Consider the following 16,823-nt stretch of genomic DNA (forward strand, 5'->3'; position numbering starts at 1 on the left):
ATAAAAAAACTAAAGGCAGCGTTATCGCTGCCTTTTTGTATTTATCCTCTACGGTGCACCGCGATTTTAGCAAAGCATGCTTGGTTACTCTTCCCTTGCGGCTTCAATTCGCTCGGCAAAATTAGGGTGAGAACTAAACCACTCCGGAAGATCCATCATTTCCTGCGTTTGAAACAGCTCGAACATCTCAGCCAATGGCGCACTCGTGCCATAGATCTGTTTCATTGCCTTTTTCGCGTACAGATCCGCTTGCGTTTCCGCTTCACGAGACTGACCATTGGAGACGATAAACACTCCAACCCCCGCTAGGTTATCAACAATCCCAGAACTTTCGCCTGTGATGAGAGAGACCGCTACCGAAAGAATGGTGGAGTGAACCACCTGCTTCATCATATGACGATGATGGACATGGCCCATCTCATGCAGAATGATGCTGTCCAACTGTTGCTGGGTTTGTGCAAGCGCCACCAGCTCATCAAGCAAAACAATCGTTCCTCCGGGGAGCGCAAACGCATTGGCGCCTTCTGGCATTGAACGAAACTCCACCTTGATGTCATACGGCAACTCTGGCAATACCTGCGCAAACTGTTGAACTCTTTGACGAATAGCACTCTGCTCCTCTTCAGGTAATTGACTGGGTTGCAACTGCAAATCAAGCGAATCCAGCACCTGCTCTCCAACGGCGATCGATAAGGAATCCGGTAAGCTCTCAGCGATCTTCTGACTTCCCCAAGGCAGCAGATAGTAATAGCCCCCCGCGATCACCGCCAAACACACCATGACAGAGAGAATCCAAGCAGGGATGTTGCCTTCCATTCGGTCAACAAAGCTTTGTTTTTTATGAAAACCCAGCCATTTCGATAACGCCGTACTGGGCTCTGTGACAAACACCCAACCATTCGGAAAGGAAATACGCACTGGTAAGCGACCTACAGGCTCACTGATTTTCAGGTAATGGTAATCAGCACTGAAAATCTCCCCATTCACATGCAGAGCAAGCAAGTGTGGTTGAGAAGTGTCGATCTCCGCCTCACAGCGCTCTGAGCTACGAGGCGGGAATGCGGTTCCAAAGATACGCATTAGCTGATACTGAGACCAAGATCAAACGCTTGCGCCACTTCATCACTGATGGCGTTCTTCACCGCAGAATCTTGATCGGTTGCTTTCAGCGTATCCATATCGCCAATGACACCAGTATGGCTAGCGACGTAGCGAGAGGTGCGCACCATCACCCAAGGACGAGCCAAGCCAAGCGTGATCACTTGCAACAGGAAGTTGGTGACAATCAAACTCATGTAATCCCAAGCACCAAAGGTTGACGCAAAACGAAACTCCGTCTCCGACTGAGTTTCTGCCGTTGCGGCCAGCCTCGAGAAAACATAATTGCGGATACGAGTCGTGGTATAGGCGGTGATGCCCAGTGACATCGTAATCGTCACCAGATAAGTCAGCACCACATACGCAAAATCCCCTTTCCCTTCCAGCAGCTCCACTTCGCCAGCAAAGATATTCATAATGTCAGAGCCCAACACAAACGTGCCCATCACAATCATAAAAGCCACTGCGGTTAAGAAACCAATCAACATCGCTTTACAGTACGTTTTCAAGAAGAAGCCCGTTTCAATCTTAGCGACAAACTTCCAATCCCCATACTGATAACCCGAGGCAAAATATTGGTGAATACCCGCGACGACCCAAGCGTACAAAACAAACATCAGTACCAAGGTACCAAAACCCAATAATGTGGCTACCATCGCGGACGCATTGGCTGAAGCCACCACAATAGCGATGTAAATCGCGATAATAAGCAACGACGCCAGACCGCGACCTAGTATCGACATATAAGCCTCTTTCAACGAGCCATTAAAAGCAAAGTGGACATTTCGGTAACTGGTCATCGCAGAATCAAATCGGGCGTTGCTCCAGAGAAGCCAAGGGAGCGCCACATAGAACAGCGCAAACAACACCAACGATGCTAATGGAAAAAATGAGTTTGCTACCACCCAAATCAGCACTAGAGCGAGCGCCACCAAGCGCCCTTTGAGAAGTTGCATCGGTTGCGCGTGGTATTCGAAGTTATCACCCGCGATGAAGGTGTTGCCATAAAAGTAGCGCTTGGTGCGAACCTTAGCCCAAGCAGAGTAAATACCTAGCGTGATCACCGACAATAAGATGTTGACGATCCAAATACCAAAGAACTCCCCTCCTTGGCCTTTAAATTGAATTGAGTTCGTGATGTGCTTAGTGTCCATTCATTTTTATCCTGACGTTGTTTTTTCGATTTATTATTGATTAATCAAACATTAACTTTATAAAAAGCGTGTAATTTTAACCGAACGTTCGAAATACATTCAGTGACAAGGGTTTGTTTTATCAACTAATTTTTTATATAAATCAATCAATAAACACAATCAATAGCATTTAACTATTGAAATAATAAATTCAATCGATTTTAACTTTCATGATTTTCCCATGATACTGTCACCAGTGGCAAAACGAGCCAAACGCATCATGAGAGATAAGATTATGAAAAAGACCATTACCTTTGCAGCACTTCATTTTACGGTCGCTTTCACTGTCGCCTACGTCTTAACAGGCGATATCCTCATCGGCAGTTTGATTGCGATGATTGAACCTGCGGTCAATACCATTGCGTTTTACTTCCATGAAAAAGCATGGTCCACCGTGCCAGCGCTCAAAGCGCGTCAGTGGATGACGAAAATCAAGACCGCCAGTTTTGCTACCGTACATTTCAGCGTGGCATTTAGCGTGGTTTACTTGTTGACGGGTGATGCATTTGTCGGTGGGGTGATGGCATTGCTCGAGCCGTCGATAAACACCGTGGTGTACTACTTCCACGAGAAGGTTTGGTTGCGCCACAGCGCGGCAAAACAAACACTCGATTCGCACAGTTTTTGTTTGCACCCAACCGTGTAGTGACTCTATAGTTTTGACCATCATAATTTGAAATACGAATGGTCTTATGTCAGAAAAAATGGACTTTGTCTTACGCCCAATCACCGTTGAAGACAACGCCTCAATCGCTAGTGTGATTCGTCAAGTCTCTGCGGAGTATGGGTTAACCGCCGATAAAGGCTACAGTGTTGCCGATCCAACCCTAGATGATCTTTTTAGCATCTACTCACAAGCAAATGCCGCCTATTGGGTGGTGGAATATCAAGGGAAGATCGTCGGTGGCGGTGGTTTTTCCGCGCTAGCAGGGGTCGAAGGCGTTTGCGAATTACAAAAAATGTACTTCTTACCCATTTGCCGTGGGCAGGGTTTGGCTAAGCAAATCGTCTCGCTCAGCCGCAGCGCCGCGAAAAAAATGGGTTATCAACGCTGTTACCTAGAAACGACCACCTGCTTGAAGGAAGCCATTGCCCTGTATGAAAAGCTGGGATTTGAACATCTGCAAGCGCCACTCGGGCAAACCGGACACGACGCTTGTGAAGTGGTGATGAGTTGCCGTTTATAAGGCAACTAGCGAATAAAGTGGGTAACCGAAGTTGCCTCATCGAGAGCAACTGGTGCGCTCAAGATCTGCCCATCAAGTTCAATTTCTAATTGATATTCGTGCTGTTGGCTCGGTGCGTCAATTTGGAATAGCGCACTGGCGTGATCGCTGCGCAGATCCAAAGGAATACTGTAGCGGCGGCCATCAAACTTAACTGAGGCTGAAATCAAACCTGATGTGTAGGTTTGATAGTAGAGATCCACTTTAAATTCGCACCCACCGCCATGGTGCCAGATTTGCTCGGTCGTCACGCGATCAAGACGAACGTGGCGGATAAACTGTAAATAGGGCTCTCGCCAGATCCCCATTCTTCCATCACTGGGTTGATAGGCATTTGCCCCTAACTCGCACAATGCCAGTCTGTCTTCCTCAAACAGCAATTCTTCTTCCTCTTCGAGAAAAAGAATTTCAAAGCGATTGCGTCCATGTTGCAGATAAGGACGAATATCTTTGCGATACTCAAACTGACTTTTATCACAATCAAACACAGCAATGCCGTTTAAGCGCACTTCGGCATGGTAATCCACTCCAGCAAGCACCATCTCAACCGCAGGATAAGCCAGCAAACTGTCATCCACTTCGATGTCGTGCATCAAGTGCCATTCTTGCGCTGCAATGGCTTGCTCAGAGAGGGAAGCAGGTAAAATCTCGCTCAGTGGCGCGGGAAAGCAGAGATCATCTTGTGGAATAGAGAGATCGGTAAGCGGGGAAAGTTGCCAATAACCAGTGAGTGAGAGTTGCATATCATAATTGAGCTAGATCAAGTTTGCTGCATTATATACACAACCCTGCTAATGAGCGAGTGCTGTTCTCTGTGCGGGTGTAACAAGATGAATAACAACGCTATGCGAGCAAACGGAACACAAACAAAAGCCGGCAATCGCCGGCTCTTGTTTTATTAGTCTTCGAAGTCTTCGTCTTCGTCGTCATCTTGGTATAGCGCATCTTCACCTTCGTAGTAAGTGCCCCAACCATCATAGATGATGTCGTATTTTTCAGCGAGATGAACCAACTTCTCTACTTGAGCGTCAATGGTTTCAGCGTCCAAGGTCGACTGCATGGTTGCATCACAACAAAGCAGCTTATTGCCATCTTCGTCTTCAGTTTCTTCAGCTTCAAGTACTTCAAAGCCCATCTTAAATGCTTCAACAACCGCTTTTTCTAGGGTGTCGAAATCTTCAGCAAATAGGTGGTGCTCGATTTCATACAGTGCTTCAGGATCGCTGCCATCTTCAAGCAGAGCAGCGATAATATCGCGAGTCTCTTCCTTTTGAATCTCAATTAACTCTTCTACTGATAGATATTCATCTTCGTGAGACATGTTTTAGCTCCGGAATCGTTACTCTAAATTGGATCAATTTGTTGCGGTGAAATATGGCATGGATCGCCCAGAAAAGCCACCGACAAAGCGACATACAACCTATCTTTTACTGCTTAACCTCAAAATGGGCCTTCACCATAATGCAAAACAACACATTTTTAACAATAGTGCCAATTTATTAATATTCAGAACATCCTAACGCCAAGAAGATGAAATATAGATAAATAGAATTGCCCTTATCGCGCCACTTCATGCAGTAAGCAAATGCGCTTCTAGCATGAATAACGCCTAAGCCGAACGATAAAATGCAGTTTTTTGAATAAAAAATCACGTTTTATTCAAAATGACTCAAAGTAAGCAAAACACCGTTTACGCATAAAAAATCAATCCTACCGTGTTTTATTCAAACACAGCCAACCAAAATAAAACCCTAAAATCGACAACATAAAGAGCAATTAATATCACAAAAACTCATAAACGCAGAACTTAAACAAAGCTAGATGATTTGCATCTTATACAAAAGATTGTCATAAATAGCGCCAGGATAAACTGTAAGGATGCAAAATGAGTAAGTTGTATGTAGGTTCTGAAGTCGGTCAGTTGCGCCGAGTCCTTCTTAATCGACCAGAAAGAGCCCTAACCCACCTTACCCCTTCAAATTGTCATGAACTGCTGTTTGACGATGTTTTACTGGTTGAAGCGGCAGGTAAAGAGCACGATGCGTTTGCCGATACGTTGCGCCAACAAGGTGTAGAGGTGCTACTTCTGCACGATTTGATGGTGGATACTCTCGCCGTGCCAGAAGCTAAGCAATGGCTGTTAGATGTTCAAATCTCCGATTTTCGCTACGGCCCGATTTTTGCGCGCGACTTACGCCGTTACCTTTCGGAGATGGACAACGAACACCTTGCAACTATTTTGCTGGGTGGTCTGGCTTACTCTGAATTACCCATTCAATCGGCCTCTATGCTGCCGCGCATGAAGCAGCCATTAGACTTCGTGATTGAACCGCTCCCGAATCATCTCTTTACCCGTGATACGTCATGCTGGGTTTATGGCGGTGTTTCGCTCAATCCAATGATGAAACCCGCACGTCAACGTGAGACCAACCATTTGCGGGCGATTTATCAGTGGCACCCCATCTTCGCGGGGCAAGATTTCATCAAATACTTTGGCAACGAAGACCTGCATTACGACAACGCCAACATTGAAGGGGGTGATGTGTTAGTGATAGGTAAAGGCGCCGTGCTGATTGGCATGTCAGAGCGCACCACACCACAAGGGGTGGAAAACTTAGCTGCGAATCTGTTTAAACATGGCCAAGCAAAGGAAGTGATCGCCATTGAGCTGCCAAAACATCGTTCGTGCATGCACTTAGATACGGTAATGACGCACATGGATGTTGATACTTTTTCTGTTTACCCAGAGATCATGCGTAAAGATCTGCACACTTGGCGCTTAACGCCAAAAGGCAATGGCGAGATGCACGTAGAAGCTTTGCATAACTATTTGCACGCCATTGAACGTGCGCTGGGCTTGAATCACCTCAATATCATTACCACCGGTGGTGATAGTTATGAGGCAGAACGTGAACAGTGGAACGATGCCAATAACGTGTTAACCGTGAAGCCTGGAGTGGTCATTGGTTATGAACGCAACGTCTACACCAATGAGAAATACGATAAAGCGGGCATTGAAGTGCTCACCATTCCGGGGAATGAATTAGGCCGTGGCCGTGGTGGTGCACGCTGCATGAGTTGCCCGATTGAGCGTGATGATATCTAACTTCGTGCTAATGTTCTCACTAAAGCCAACTTTTGAAGTTGGCTTTTTTATTCTCAAGTTTAAAATAATTATTCACAAAAGTAGCATTTATATGTTTTACTAGCGCCATGACGATGGATAAATAAGGAACGAGTCATGGCATTTAATCTCCGGAATCGCAACTTCCTCAAGTTGTTGGACTTCTCGACAAAAGAGATCCAGTTTTTGATCGATCTGTCTGCTGATCTTAAGAAAGCCAAATACGCTGGCACTGAGCAGAAGAAACTACTGGGCAAAAACATTGCATTGATCTTTGAGAAAGCGTCAACTCGTACCCGATGTGCTTTTGAAGTCGCCGCCTTTGATCAAGGCGCACAAGTCACCTATATCGGCCCTTCTGGCTCGCAAATTGGTGATAAAGAGTCGATGAAAGACACTGCACGAGTGTTGGGTCGCATGTACGATGGCATTCAATATCGTGGCTTTGGCCAAGCGATCGTCGAAGAACTTGGCGCTTATGCTGGTGTTCCGGTATGGAACGGCTTAACTGACGAATTTCATCCTACACAAATTCTTGCTGACTTTCTGACCATGCTTGAACACAGCCAAGGAAAACCACTTGCTGAGATCAAGTTTGCCTACCTTGGTGATGCGCGAAATAACGTCGGCAATTCGTTGATGGTGGGCGCTGCCAAAATGGGCATGGATGTTCGCCTTGTTGGCCCGCAAGCTTATTGGCCCGATGAAGAACTCGTGACCGCCTGCCAAGCCATTGCCAAACAAACCGGTGGCAAGATTACTCTGACCGAAAGTGTCGCTGAAGGGGTACAAGGCTGTGATTTCCTCTATACCGATGTTTGGGTCTCCATGGGTGAATCACCCGAGGCTTGGGATGAGCGAGTGGCCTTGATGAAGCCTTATCAAGTCAATATGAACGTCCTCAAGCAAACCGGCAATCCGAATGTCAAATTTATGCATTGCCTACCTGCTTTCCACAACGACGAAACCACCATTGGCAAACAAGTGGCCGACAAGTTTGGTATGAAAGGCTTGGAAGTAACCGAAGAGGTGTTTGAATCTGAGCACTCGATTGTATTTGATGAAGCCGAAAATCGCATGCACACCATCAAAGCCGTGATGGTTGCAACTTTAGGCAGTTAATCGATTACATTTCAGACCTAAAGCTTGATGTAATCGCTTGCGCTCGCTTTTCTTATGCGTATAATGCTCGGCAATTTGTCCGAGGGTTGGTAAATAACAATGGATCATCGCAGTAACAAAACACGACGAGCAGGTACGCAATCCCACCTGCATGGCGTCGTTTCTTCTGCCATTGTATTTGTTCAACCAATAGAATTTTGAAGCCTCCCGTAATGGGGGGCTTTTTTATGCCTGAAACATTCAGATAGGGAAGACGATTATGACAAACTCGCTTTATAAGAAGCACATTATCTCCATTCCAGAGCTTAGCCGCGCTGAGCTGGAATTGATTGTCAAAACGGCAGGTCAGTTAAAAGCAGAGCCAAACCCAGAACTGATAAAGAACAAGGTCGTCGCGAGTTGTTTCTTCGAGCCTTCCACCCGTACTCGCTTGTCGTTTGAAACGGCCATCCAACGCATCGGTGGCGATGTCATTGGTTTTGACGATGGTGGCAACACCTCGCTGGCAAAAAAAGGCGAAACGCTGTCTGACTCTGTGCAAGTCATCTCAAACTATGTGGATGCTTTTGTCATGCGTCACCCACAAGAAGGGGCCGCGCGTCTGGCTTCTGAATTTTCTAACGGCGTTCCGGTGATCAACGCCGGTGATGGTGCTAACCAGCATCCAACCCAAACGCTGCTTGATCTGTTCACCATCTCCGAAACGCAAGGTCGTTTGGACAACTTGAATGTGGCGTTTGTCGGTGACTTAAAATACGGCCGCACCGTACATTCGTTAACTCAAGCCTTGGCAAAATTCAACAACATCCGCTTCTTCTTTGTGGCTCCGGATGCGTTGGCGATGCCAGATTACATTCTTGAAGATCTGGATGAAGCTGGCATCAGCTACAGTCTGCACACCGACATGGAAACCGTGATCCCTGAGCTGGACATTCTCTACATGACGCGCGTACAAAAAGAGCGTTTCGATGAATCGGAATACGCGCACATTAAGTCGGCCTACATCCTCACCGCAGCGCTATTGGAAGGCGCACGTGAGAACCTCAAAGTGCTGCATCCACTGCCACGTGTGGATGAAATCACCACTGACGTCGACAAAACACCGCACGCTTACTACTTCCAGCAAGCAGGAAACGGCGTTTACGCCCGTGAAGCCTTGTTGGCACTGGTACTGAACGAATCACTGTAAGTAGGAGAATCAAGATGAACAAAGAGACAAAATTGCAGGTTGAAGCGATTAAAAACGGTACAGTGATCGACCACATTCCAGCACAAGTAGGCATCAAGGTGCTCAAATTGTTTGATATGCACAACTCATCGCAGCGTGTCACCATTGGCTTAAATTTGCCTTCATCCGCTCTGGGTAACAAAGATTTGCTCAAGATTGAAAACGTGTTTATCAACGAAGAGCAAGCGAGCAAATTGGCCCTTTACGCGCCTCACGCCACCGTCAATCAAATTGAAGATTACCAAGTGGTGAAGAAGCTCGCGTTGGAGCTGCCTGAGTTTGTCAGTGATGTGTTTGAATGCCCAAACACCAACTGCATTACGCACAATGAGCCAGTTGCGAGTAACTTTCGCGTGTTTGAGAAAAAAGGCGACGTACGTTTGAAGTGTAAATATTGTGAAAAAGTCTTCTCCCGAGAGATCGTCACTGAGCGTTAATCGATACGATCCCCGCCTACCTAGCGGGGATTTTTTCTTTACCAATCATTTCTTTCACGGCACACTGAACGCTCTTTGTTTTCCTTGCAATCAAGACGGAACATAATAATGACTAAAGTACTTCATACAGACTCAGCACCTGCTGCAATCGGCCCATACATCCAAGGCGTAGACCTAGGCAATATGGTACTGACCTCTGGCCAAATCCCAGTAAACCCAGCAACAGGCGAAGTGCCAGCAGACATCGCAGCGCAAGCTCGCCAATCACTCGACAACGTCAAAGCGGTGGTAGAAGCCTCTGGCTTGACGGTAGGCGACATCGTGAAAATGACGGTATTCGTTAAAGATCTCAACGATTTTGGCACAGTAAATGAAGTGTATGGTAACTTCTTCGACGAGCACAACGTCGCGCACTACCCAGCACGTTCATGTGTGGAAGTGGCTCGTCTACCAAAAGACGTGGGCATCGAAATCGAAGCGATCGCGGTTCGTAAATAATCGCCAATCCAACCGATTTTAAAGGGTGACATTAAGTCACCCTTTTTCATGGGTGCTCGCTACACCAAACGGTTGAGCGTTTCACCTCGCCAATAGGCGTTGATGTTTTCCAGCAAAATCTCACACAACTGAGTAATCGCAGAATCACTGCCCCACGCCACATGCGGCGTGAGCAGCAAGTTTGGCAAATGCATGTTTGCGAGCAGTGGATTGGTTTCATCGGCAGGCTCTGCGGTAAACACGTCCACGCCAGCCGCCGCAATGTCACCCTCTTTCAACGCCTCGACCAAAGCCTGTTCATCGACTAAACCACCACGCCCAGTGTTGATTAAAATCGCGTTGCTTTTCATGCTGGCCAACTCTGCCGCGCCAATTAAATGGTGTGTTTGCGCGGAAAGCGGGCAATGAAGAGAAATCGCATCAGCCTGCGCCAGCACCTCTTCAAAAGGGTGATAACCCTGACGACAATCGTTTTGCCCTTTTCGCTCGGCAAACAGCACCTTCATACCCAAAGCTTGCGCCAACTGCGCCGTCGCTTGCCCTAATGCGCCAGAACCAATAATGCCTAACGTCGAGCCCGCCATATCGCCAATCGAGTGGCTAAAAAAGCAAAACTGCTTGTCCTTTTTCCATACTCCGGCAGCAATATCTTGATGATAGCCAAACAGGTTGCGACGCAGCGCAAACAGCATAGCAATCACGTGTTCAGGCACTGATCGCGTTGCGTAGCCTCGCACATTCGCGACGGCAATGCCTTGTTCCGCGCAATACTCCACATCGACGTTGTTAAATCCGGTTGCGGCGACTGCAATCATCCGCAAGTTCGGTAATTGCGCCAACACAGCTTGATTGAGCAGCACTTTATTGGTGATGACAATATCGGCCTCTTGCAGACGTTCAAGGACTTGCTCTGGCGACGTGAAATCGTATTCAACCCAGCGATGCTCAAACGCCAAGGTCGGCAGGGTAATGTGGGCAGGAATGGTGGCGCGGTCGAGAAAAACCACAACAGGCAGCGACATAAAAACTCCTTACGCACTGCCAGTGAAAAGAAATCGAAAATGTGAAAGGCGAGAGCCTAGCTCTTGGGCAGCGACTTGTAATCCGGTAATTTACGCGCAGGATCGAAATATGAAAAGATCATCTCTTCGGCATCCGGATAAAAGTCACAAGGAACGAACAAGCTGCGTAACCAATGACTCTTAGGATGATAAAAACTCAGCTCTGCGGCATGCAATTCAAGACGATCGGAGAAGGTAAACGCGTCACCTTGGGAGTAAAATTCATCGCCGACGATCGGATGCCCCAATGCCTGCATGTGTACGCGCAGCTGGTGTGAACGCCCCGTTACGGGAAGTAAACGCATAATCGTGGTTTGCGCTCCATTGGCATGCACTTCGCGTTTGGCAACTTGAAACGCCGTTTGCGATGGCTTGCCATGTTCATGACACACCTTCTGCATCGGGCGGTTTGGCCAATCACAAATCAGTGGCAAATCAATCATGCCTGAATCTGCTTCTACATGGCCCCACACGCGTGCGTAGTAGACCTTATGCGTTAAACGGTATTGAAACTGCTTCTTTAATGCCGCTTCTGCGCGCTTGTTCTTGGCAAACACCATTAAACCTGAGGTCGACATATCCAGGCGATGCACCACTTGGATCTCCGGATACTGTTCTTGCAAGCGGCTCCACATGCTGTCGTGATGCTCTGGCAAGCGCCCCGGAACCGAAAGCAATCCCGAAGGTTTGTTGACCGCCAAAATATGGTCATCTTCGAAAATAATCTCCGTCCAAGGATCGGTCGGTGGAAGGTACTCAAGCATTGCCATGGCAAAGTCTCACTGCAAAATTAACGGGCATATTGTAATAACAAAACGGCTCCAGTAAAGGAGCCGATGGTCGTTTAACGGATCACTCGGGATCAGTTGTGGCTCACCACAATCAGACGCAGTGAATCCAACTGGAACTGCGCCTTCGCGATGTAACCGTTCAACTCTTTGATTTGTGAGTCAATCGCTTCAATTTCTTCATCACGGATGTTCGGGTTGACCGCTTTCAATGCTTGAAGACGCTCAAGTTCGCTATTTAGGCTCTGCTGCATCTCTTGCTGTGCTTGCTGACGAATTGCTTCGACATTTTCCACCACCAACTGGTCACCCGCTTCAATCAAACGATGGATATCGTTTTGCACCGACGAAACCAATTTGCTCGCCAAATGGCGATTCACTGGGCTCAATTGACGGTTAAAGCTTTCAAATTCCACTTGGGCAGAGAGATCGTTGCCACGAGCGTCCATCATCAAACGAATTGGCGTGCGAGGTAAGAAGCGACCAATACCACTGCGTTTCGGCGCTTGCGCGTCCACCGCATAAATCAGCTCCAACAGCAAAGTGCCGACTGGCAATGCTTTGTTCTTGAGCAGAGAAACGGCACAAGTGCCCACCCCTTCACTCATCAGTAAATCCATACCACCTTGGATCATTGGGTGTTCCCAACTGATAAAGTGCATGTCTTCGCGTGACAACGCCGTATCACGGTCGAAGGTAATCGTCGCGCCTTCGTACGGCAAACCTGGGTAGCTCGGCACCATCATGTGCTCCGATGGTGTTACCACGATGGCATTTTCACCTTTGTCATCTTGGTTCAAACCAATGGTATCAAACAAGCTAAGCGCAAAACTCACTAGGTTGGTATCGCCATCTTTGGCGGCAATCTCCGCCACGATTTGCTGTGCTTTCTCACCACCGTTGGAATGCATTTCCAACAGACGGTCACGCCCTTGCTCTAGATCGGCTTTCAACGCTTGATTCAGTTTGGCGGATTCCGCAATCACATCATCCAACGCCTCATTGGAACCCGATGCCAACATCTCGATCAGTTGATCAGAGACTTGGTCATAGACCGTGCGGCCTGTTGGGCAAGTTTCAGCAAATGCATTGAGGCCTTCATTAAACCAACGCGCCAAGACTTCTTGTGCCGTTCCTTGCAGGTAAGGCACATGAATATCGATATCGCGTTTTTGACCAATACGGTCCAAACGGCCAATACGTTGTTCAAGCAAATCTGGGTTGAATGGCAGGTCAAACATCACCAACTGGTTAGCAAATTGGAAGTTACGACCTTCAGAGCCGATTTCACTACAAATCAGCACCTGCGCGCCGCCCTCTTCTTGCGCGAAGTAAGCCGCAGCTTTGTCTCGCTCAAGAATCGACATGCCTTCATGGAAAACGGTAGCACGAATGCCTTCACGCTCACGTAATGCTTGTTCCAGTTGCAACGCCGTGCTGGCACGCGAAGCGATCACGAGAACTTTCTCACTGCGTTGCGCTTTCAGTTTTTCCAGCAACCAGTTTACACGGCAGTCAAACTGCCACCAGCTCGACTCTTCCCCTTCAAATTCTTGGAAGATCTCTTCTGGGTAGAGATTTTTCATCGCACGCGCTTCTGGGGCCAACTTGCCACCGATCATGCCCGAAACACGCATCGAGGTGGTGTATTGGGTTGGGATCGGCATCGGCAACAGGTGCACATTACGCACAGGGAAACCTTTGATCGCCGCACGGGTGTTACGGAACAAGACACGCCCAGTGCCGTGGCGGTCCATCAAGTTATCAATCAACTCTTGGCGAGCGATCGCTTTGCTCTCTTCATCCGCATTGCTTTCAATGATGCGGAACAGCGGCTCAACGTCCTGCTCGGAAAGCAGTTCCGTGATTTGGTTTTTCGCCTCATCCGCCAGCTTCACGCCGGAGAATAACGCAGTAATCGCATCCGCAACCGGGGCGTATTGCGCTTCTTCTTCAACAAACGCAGCGTAGTCGTAGAAACGGTCTGAATCGAGAAGGCGCAAACGGGCAAAGTGACTCTCACGGCCAAGCTGTTCTGGGGTTGCGGTCAACAGCAACACACCAGGGGTGCGTTCTGCTAGCCCTTCGACCACTTGGTAGCCACGGCTTGGTTTGTCTTGGCTCCACTCAAGGTGGTGCGCTTCGTCTACCACCAGCAGATCCCAGTCGGCTTCAAGCGCTTGCTCAAAACGCTTGCGACTTTTACGCAAGAAATCGAGTGAACACAGTACGTACTGCTGGGTATCAAATGGGTTATCTGACTCGGCAAACGCTTCGATACAGCGTTCTTCATCAAAGATAGAGAAATGCAGATTGAAACGACGCATCATCTCCACCAACCACTGGTGTTGCAGCGTTTCCGGCACCACGATCAGGATGCGTTCAGCACGGCCAAGCAGCACTTGCTGGTGAATGATCATGCCCGCTTCAATGGTTTTACCCAAACCCACTTCATCCGCCAGCAACACACGTGGCGCATGACGACGACCCACTTCGTGGGCAATGTAAAGCTGATGGGGGATCAAGCCCGCACGCATACCACAGAGGCCTCGCATTGGACTGCGGTGTTGCTCGTATTGATTTTTGAGTGCGCGGTAACGCAACACAAAGTTGTCCATGCGGTCGATTTGACCGGCGTACATTTTGTCTTGCGGTTTATTAAAACGAATTTGGTTGCTCAGGAAGATTTCACGCAGTGCAACACCAGTTTCTTCGGTGTCTTCACGCGTGCCAAGGTAGGTATATAACCCATTCTCTTCCACCACTTGTTCCACTTTGAGTGACCAACCTTCTTGGCACTCAACCACATCACCGACATTAAAAACTACTCGGGTTACCGGCGCATCGTTACTGGCGTAAACTCGGTTCTCTTCTGATGCTGCAAACATCAGTGTCACGGTGCGAGCATCTAACGCCACTACCGTACCTAAACCCAAATCGCTCTCCGTATCGCTGATCCAGCGCTGCCCCAAAGCAAATGCCATGAATAGACTACCTCGTTTTAATTGTGAATCTTAAAAGCTTAGTTCTGCTTTTTGTCACCGCCAAACGGGACAAATCAATTATCAATCGATGAAGAAATCGCCGCAGAAAAAGGTCGCTAATCTTACTTGATGGCGTGATGGAGGTCACGCTCAAACACTCGGAATCTCGATATTTTTTTCAAGGCGTGACGATGAAATCAAAATGTAAACAAAGCGTGTCATTTGTGAGTCCTGGTGTTCCAAAAATGACGTATACTCGAATTAAGCCAGCATGAACGCGTCAGAAAAATAACTCGGCACAATTCATGCTAGCTTTAACGTAATCGATTTGGATCAACACGGGTTTGCAGTAAGTCGTCTCGCTACTCGGTTGACATGCCATAAGCGCCCCAATTGGTGCCTCTGTCGGTATATTACGCCGTATGCTCACGACCTCTGCTGCAGGCAAGATGCTAAGCAGGAAGCCAACTCTTCCGCTTAGTGTACTTTGAGCAAAGCCGGTTTTACGGCAAGGAGACGCTATGGGCGATACCGATCGGAAACTGTTTGTACTTGATACCAACATACTGCTACACGAACCCTTCGCTATTTATTCCTTTAAAGAGCATGACGTCGTCATCCCTATGACGGTGCTCGAAGAACTCGACAGAATCAAAGACAGCAAACGAGATGTGGCTCGTGATGCTCGAGTGGCCATTCGGGCGTTGGAAGATCTTTTCAAAGACGCGACACCGGATGAAATTTCAGACGGTATTCCTGTATCGAAAGAGGGCGAAGGCCGCGGCACCATTTCTATTCTGGCCGATTTTGAATTGCAAGAAACCGTCAAAGCGTTCGCCGATAAAGCGGGCGACAACCGTATCCTTAATGCTGTGCTCTACCTGCAAAACAAGCGTGCCCCACGCGAAGTGGTGTTGGTCACCAAAGACATCAACATGCGCCTACGTGCCAAAGGCGCAGGGGTGCGGTATGTGGAAGATTACCGCACCGACCAATTGATTGATGACATTCAATACCTCACCAAAGGCTACCAAGTTCGAGAAGGCGAATTTTGGAGTCAAGTGGATCAAGTGGAAAGCTACGCGTTGGAAGGGCGCACTTTTCATAAGTTAGATCGTGCTCCATTTGATCCAACGTTTATCAATCAATACGTGGTGGATGAGGAAGAGAGTGATTTCGTTGGCCGCGTCGAAACCATCGATGGTGACAAATTGACGCTGCTCGATCTCAGCCGTGAGCGCCTGATGCACCGCAAAGCATGGGACATCACACCGAAAAACATCTACCAAGCGATGGCATTGGACGCCTTGCTCGATCCCGACATCGATCTCGTGATCCTCACTGGCGCGGCGGGCAGTGGTAAAACCTTACTGGCACTCGCGGCGGCACTTGAACAAACCATTGAAAAAGGCATGTTCGATAAGATCATCGTTACGCGAAACACCCCAGACATTGGCGAGTCAATCGGCTTCTTACCGGGTACGGAAGAAGAGAAAATGATGCCTTGGCTGGCGGCGGTCACCGATACCTTAGAAGCACTGCACAAGCACGATCACTGCACCGAAGGATCGCTGAAGTACATTGTCGACAAAGCCAACATTCAGTTTAAGTCGATCAACTTTATGCGCGGCCGCTCGATCCAAAATGCGTTTGTTCTGCTCGATGAGTGTCAAAACCTCACCGCCTCACAGATCAAAACCATTATTACTCGCTGTGGCGAAGGGACGAAGATCGTCTGTTCCGGTAACCTTGCACAGATCGATTCTCACTACCTCACCCCCGTTACTTCGGGTTTAACTTACATGGTTGAGCGCTTTAAGAACTTTGAAGGCAGCGCCAACATTCACCTTAATGGCGTGGTACGCAGCCGCTTAGCTGAATTTGCCGAGGAGAATTTGTAGTGGAGAAAGGAACTAGGAGCTAGGAGCTAGGAGCTAGGAGCTAGGAGCTAGGAGCTAGGAGCTAGGAACTAGGAACTAGGAACTAGGAACTAGGAACTAGGGTACTTGTTAGAGCTGAAATGAGTAAACAAGTTTACTCGCAARRAAAGGGGCGAACACGTCG

Annotated in this window: 15 protein-coding genes; 8 read left to right on the forward strand and 7 right to left on the reverse strand. The window is 48.1% G+C overall.

Features of this window, described 5'->3' with window-relative positions; translation table 11 throughout:
* Positions 1-84: 84 nt before the first annotated feature.
* Entirely contained in the window at positions 85-1,080 is a 996-nt protein-coding gene (locus tag CIK04_RS01975) for a M48 family metallopeptidase (RefSeq protein ID WP_017420030.1), read from the reverse strand.
* Positions 1,080-2,252: a YjgN family protein gene (locus tag CIK04_RS01980; RefSeq protein WP_097353505.1), complete on the reverse strand. Its 1,173-nt coding sequence runs from the start codon at positions 2,250-2,252 to the stop codon at positions 1,080-1,082. The genes CIK04_RS01975 and CIK04_RS01980 overlap by 1 nt, the downstream gene beginning before the upstream one ends.
* Positions 2,253-2,526: 274 nt before the next feature.
* Between CIK04_RS01980 and CIK04_RS01985 the strand changes: the two genes are divergently transcribed.
* Positions 2,527-2,937: a DUF2061 domain-containing protein gene (locus CIK04_RS01985; RefSeq protein WP_026050232.1), complete on the forward strand. Its 411-nt coding sequence runs from the start codon at positions 2,527-2,529 to the stop codon at positions 2,935-2,937.
* 46 nt (positions 2,938-2,983) lie between these two features.
* Entirely contained in the window at positions 2,984-3,478 is a 495-nt protein-coding gene (locus tag CIK04_RS01990; protein ID WP_097353504.1) for a GNAT family N-acetyltransferase, read from the forward strand.
* 5 nt (positions 3,479-3,483) lie between these two features.
* Here the strand turns inward: CIK04_RS01990 and CIK04_RS01995 are convergent, their stop codons facing one another.
* On the reverse strand, positions 3,484-4,260 hold the full coding sequence (locus tag CIK04_RS01995) for a hypothetical protein (RefSeq protein ID WP_097353503.1): 777 nt from the start codon (positions 4,258-4,260) through the stop codon (positions 3,484-3,486).
* 155 nt (positions 4,261-4,415) lie between these two features.
* On the reverse strand, positions 4,416-4,838 hold the full coding sequence (gene rraB, locus CIK04_RS02000; RefSeq protein ID WP_011079425.1) for a ribonuclease E inhibitor RraB: 423 nt from the start codon (positions 4,836-4,838) through the stop codon (positions 4,416-4,418).
* A 564-nt stretch (positions 4,839-5,402) separates the two neighbouring features.
* Here rraB and arcA point away from each other — a divergent pair.
* The 5 genes from arcA (at position 5,403) to CIK04_RS02025 (ending at position 9,926) form a co-directional block, all read left to right on the forward strand.
* Positions 5,403-6,623 (forward strand): arginine deiminase, encoded by a 1,221-nt coding sequence (gene arcA, locus CIK04_RS02005; protein ID WP_017420035.1) that lies wholly within the window; start codon positions 5,403-5,405, stop codon positions 6,621-6,623.
* Between the two features lie 135 nt (positions 6,624-6,758).
* Positions 6,759-7,763 (forward strand): ornithine carbamoyltransferase, encoded by a 1,005-nt coding sequence (locus CIK04_RS02010; protein ID WP_017420036.1) that lies wholly within the window; start codon positions 6,759-6,761, stop codon positions 7,761-7,763.
* A 259-nt stretch (positions 7,764-8,022) separates the two neighbouring features.
* The gene (pyrB, locus tag CIK04_RS02015) at positions 8,023-8,952 is read left to right on the forward strand and encodes an aspartate carbamoyltransferase (protein WP_011079422.1); all 930 of its coding nucleotides are present in this window, start codon (positions 8,023-8,025) and stop codon (positions 8,950-8,952) included.
* Positions 8,953-8,966: 14 nt separating this feature from the next.
* Positions 8,967-9,428, forward strand: a complete 462-nt coding sequence (pyrI, locus tag CIK04_RS02020) for an aspartate carbamoyltransferase regulatory subunit (RefSeq protein ID WP_011079421.1) — start codon at positions 8,967-8,969, stop codon at positions 9,426-9,428.
* Between the two features lie 108 nt (positions 9,429-9,536).
* A complete protein-coding gene (locus CIK04_RS02025) occupies positions 9,537-9,926 on the forward strand; it encodes a RidA family protein (RefSeq protein WP_011079420.1) in 390 nt (129 codons plus the stop codon).
* Between the two features lie 59 nt (positions 9,927-9,985).
* Here the strand turns inward: CIK04_RS02025 and CIK04_RS02030 are convergent, their stop codons facing one another.
* The 3 genes from CIK04_RS02030 to rapA form a co-directional block, all read right to left on the reverse strand.
* Entirely contained in the window at positions 9,986-10,948 is a 963-nt protein-coding gene (locus CIK04_RS02030; protein WP_097353502.1) for a D-2-hydroxyacid dehydrogenase, read from the reverse strand.
* A gap of 56 nt (positions 10,949-11,004) precedes the next feature.
* Entirely contained in the window at positions 11,005-11,757 is a 753-nt protein-coding gene (locus CIK04_RS02035) for a pseudouridine synthase (RefSeq protein WP_017420039.1), read from the reverse strand.
* A 92-nt stretch (positions 11,758-11,849) separates the two neighbouring features.
* Entirely contained in the window at positions 11,850-14,759 is a 2,910-nt protein-coding gene (rapA, locus tag CIK04_RS02040) for an RNA polymerase-associated protein RapA (RefSeq protein WP_017420040.1), read from the reverse strand.
* 521 nt (positions 14,760-15,280) lie between these two features.
* On the opposite strand from rapA, the gene CIK04_RS02045 reads away from it, so the two are divergent.
* Positions 15,281-16,660 (forward strand): PhoH family protein, encoded by a 1,380-nt coding sequence (locus CIK04_RS02045; RefSeq protein ID WP_017420041.1) that lies wholly within the window; start codon positions 15,281-15,283, stop codon positions 16,658-16,660.
* Positions 16,661-16,823: the final 163 nt, after the last annotated feature.

The organism is Vibrio sp. 03_296, from assembly GCF_002265885.1.

Bases quoted from the DNA above. Each gene is read 5' to 3' on its own strand.
- CIK04_RS01990 (WP_097353504.1), top strand. From the start codon at position 2,984: ATGTCAGAAAAAATGGACTTTGTCTTACGCCCAATCACCGTTGAAGAC.
- rraB (WP_011079425.1), bottom strand. From the start codon at position 4,838: ATGTCTCACGAAGATGAATATCTATCAGTAGAAGAGTTAATTGAGATT.
- CIK04_RS02025 (WP_011079420.1), top strand. From the start codon at position 9,537: ATGACTAAAGTACTTCATACAGACTCAGCACCTGCTGCAATCGGCCCA.
- rapA (WP_017420040.1), bottom strand. From the start codon at position 14,759: ATGGCATTTGCTTTGGGGCAGCGCTGGATCAGCGATACGGAGAGCGAT.
- CIK04_RS02010 (WP_017420036.1), top strand. From the start codon at position 6,759: ATGGCATTTAATCTCCGGAATCGCAACTTCCTCAAGTTGTTGGACTTC.
- CIK04_RS02045 (WP_017420041.1), top strand. From the start codon at position 15,281: ATGGGCGATACCGATCGGAAACTGTTTGTACTTGATACCAACATACTG.
- arcA (WP_017420035.1), top strand. From the start codon at position 5,403: ATGAGTAAGTTGTATGTAGGTTCTGAAGTCGGTCAGTTGCGCCGAGTC.
- pyrB (WP_011079422.1), top strand. From the start codon at position 8,023: ATGACAAACTCGCTTTATAAGAAGCACATTATCTCCATTCCAGAGCTT.
- CIK04_RS02030 (WP_097353502.1), bottom strand. From the start codon at position 10,948: ATGTCGCTGCCTGTTGTGGTTTTTCTCGACCGCGCCACCATTCCTGCC.
- CIK04_RS01995 (WP_097353503.1), bottom strand. From the start codon at position 4,260: ATGCAACTCTCACTCACTGGTTATTGGCAACTTTCCCCGCTTACCGAT.
- CIK04_RS02035 (WP_017420039.1), bottom strand. From the start codon at position 11,757: ATGGCAATGCTTGAGTACCTTCCACCGACCGATCCTTGGACGGAGATT.
- CIK04_RS01980 (WP_097353505.1), bottom strand. From the start codon at position 2,252: ATGGACACTAAGCACATCACGAACTCAATTCAATTTAAAGGCCAAGGA.
- pyrI (WP_011079421.1), top strand. From the start codon at position 8,967: ATGAACAAAGAGACAAAATTGCAGGTTGAAGCGATTAAAAACGGTACA.
- CIK04_RS01985 (WP_026050232.1), top strand. From the start codon at position 2,527: ATGAAAAAGACCATTACCTTTGCAGCACTTCATTTTACGGTCGCTTTC.
- CIK04_RS01975 (WP_017420030.1), bottom strand. From the start codon at position 1,080: ATGCGTATCTTTGGAACCGCATTCCCGCCTCGTAGCTCAGAGCGCTGT.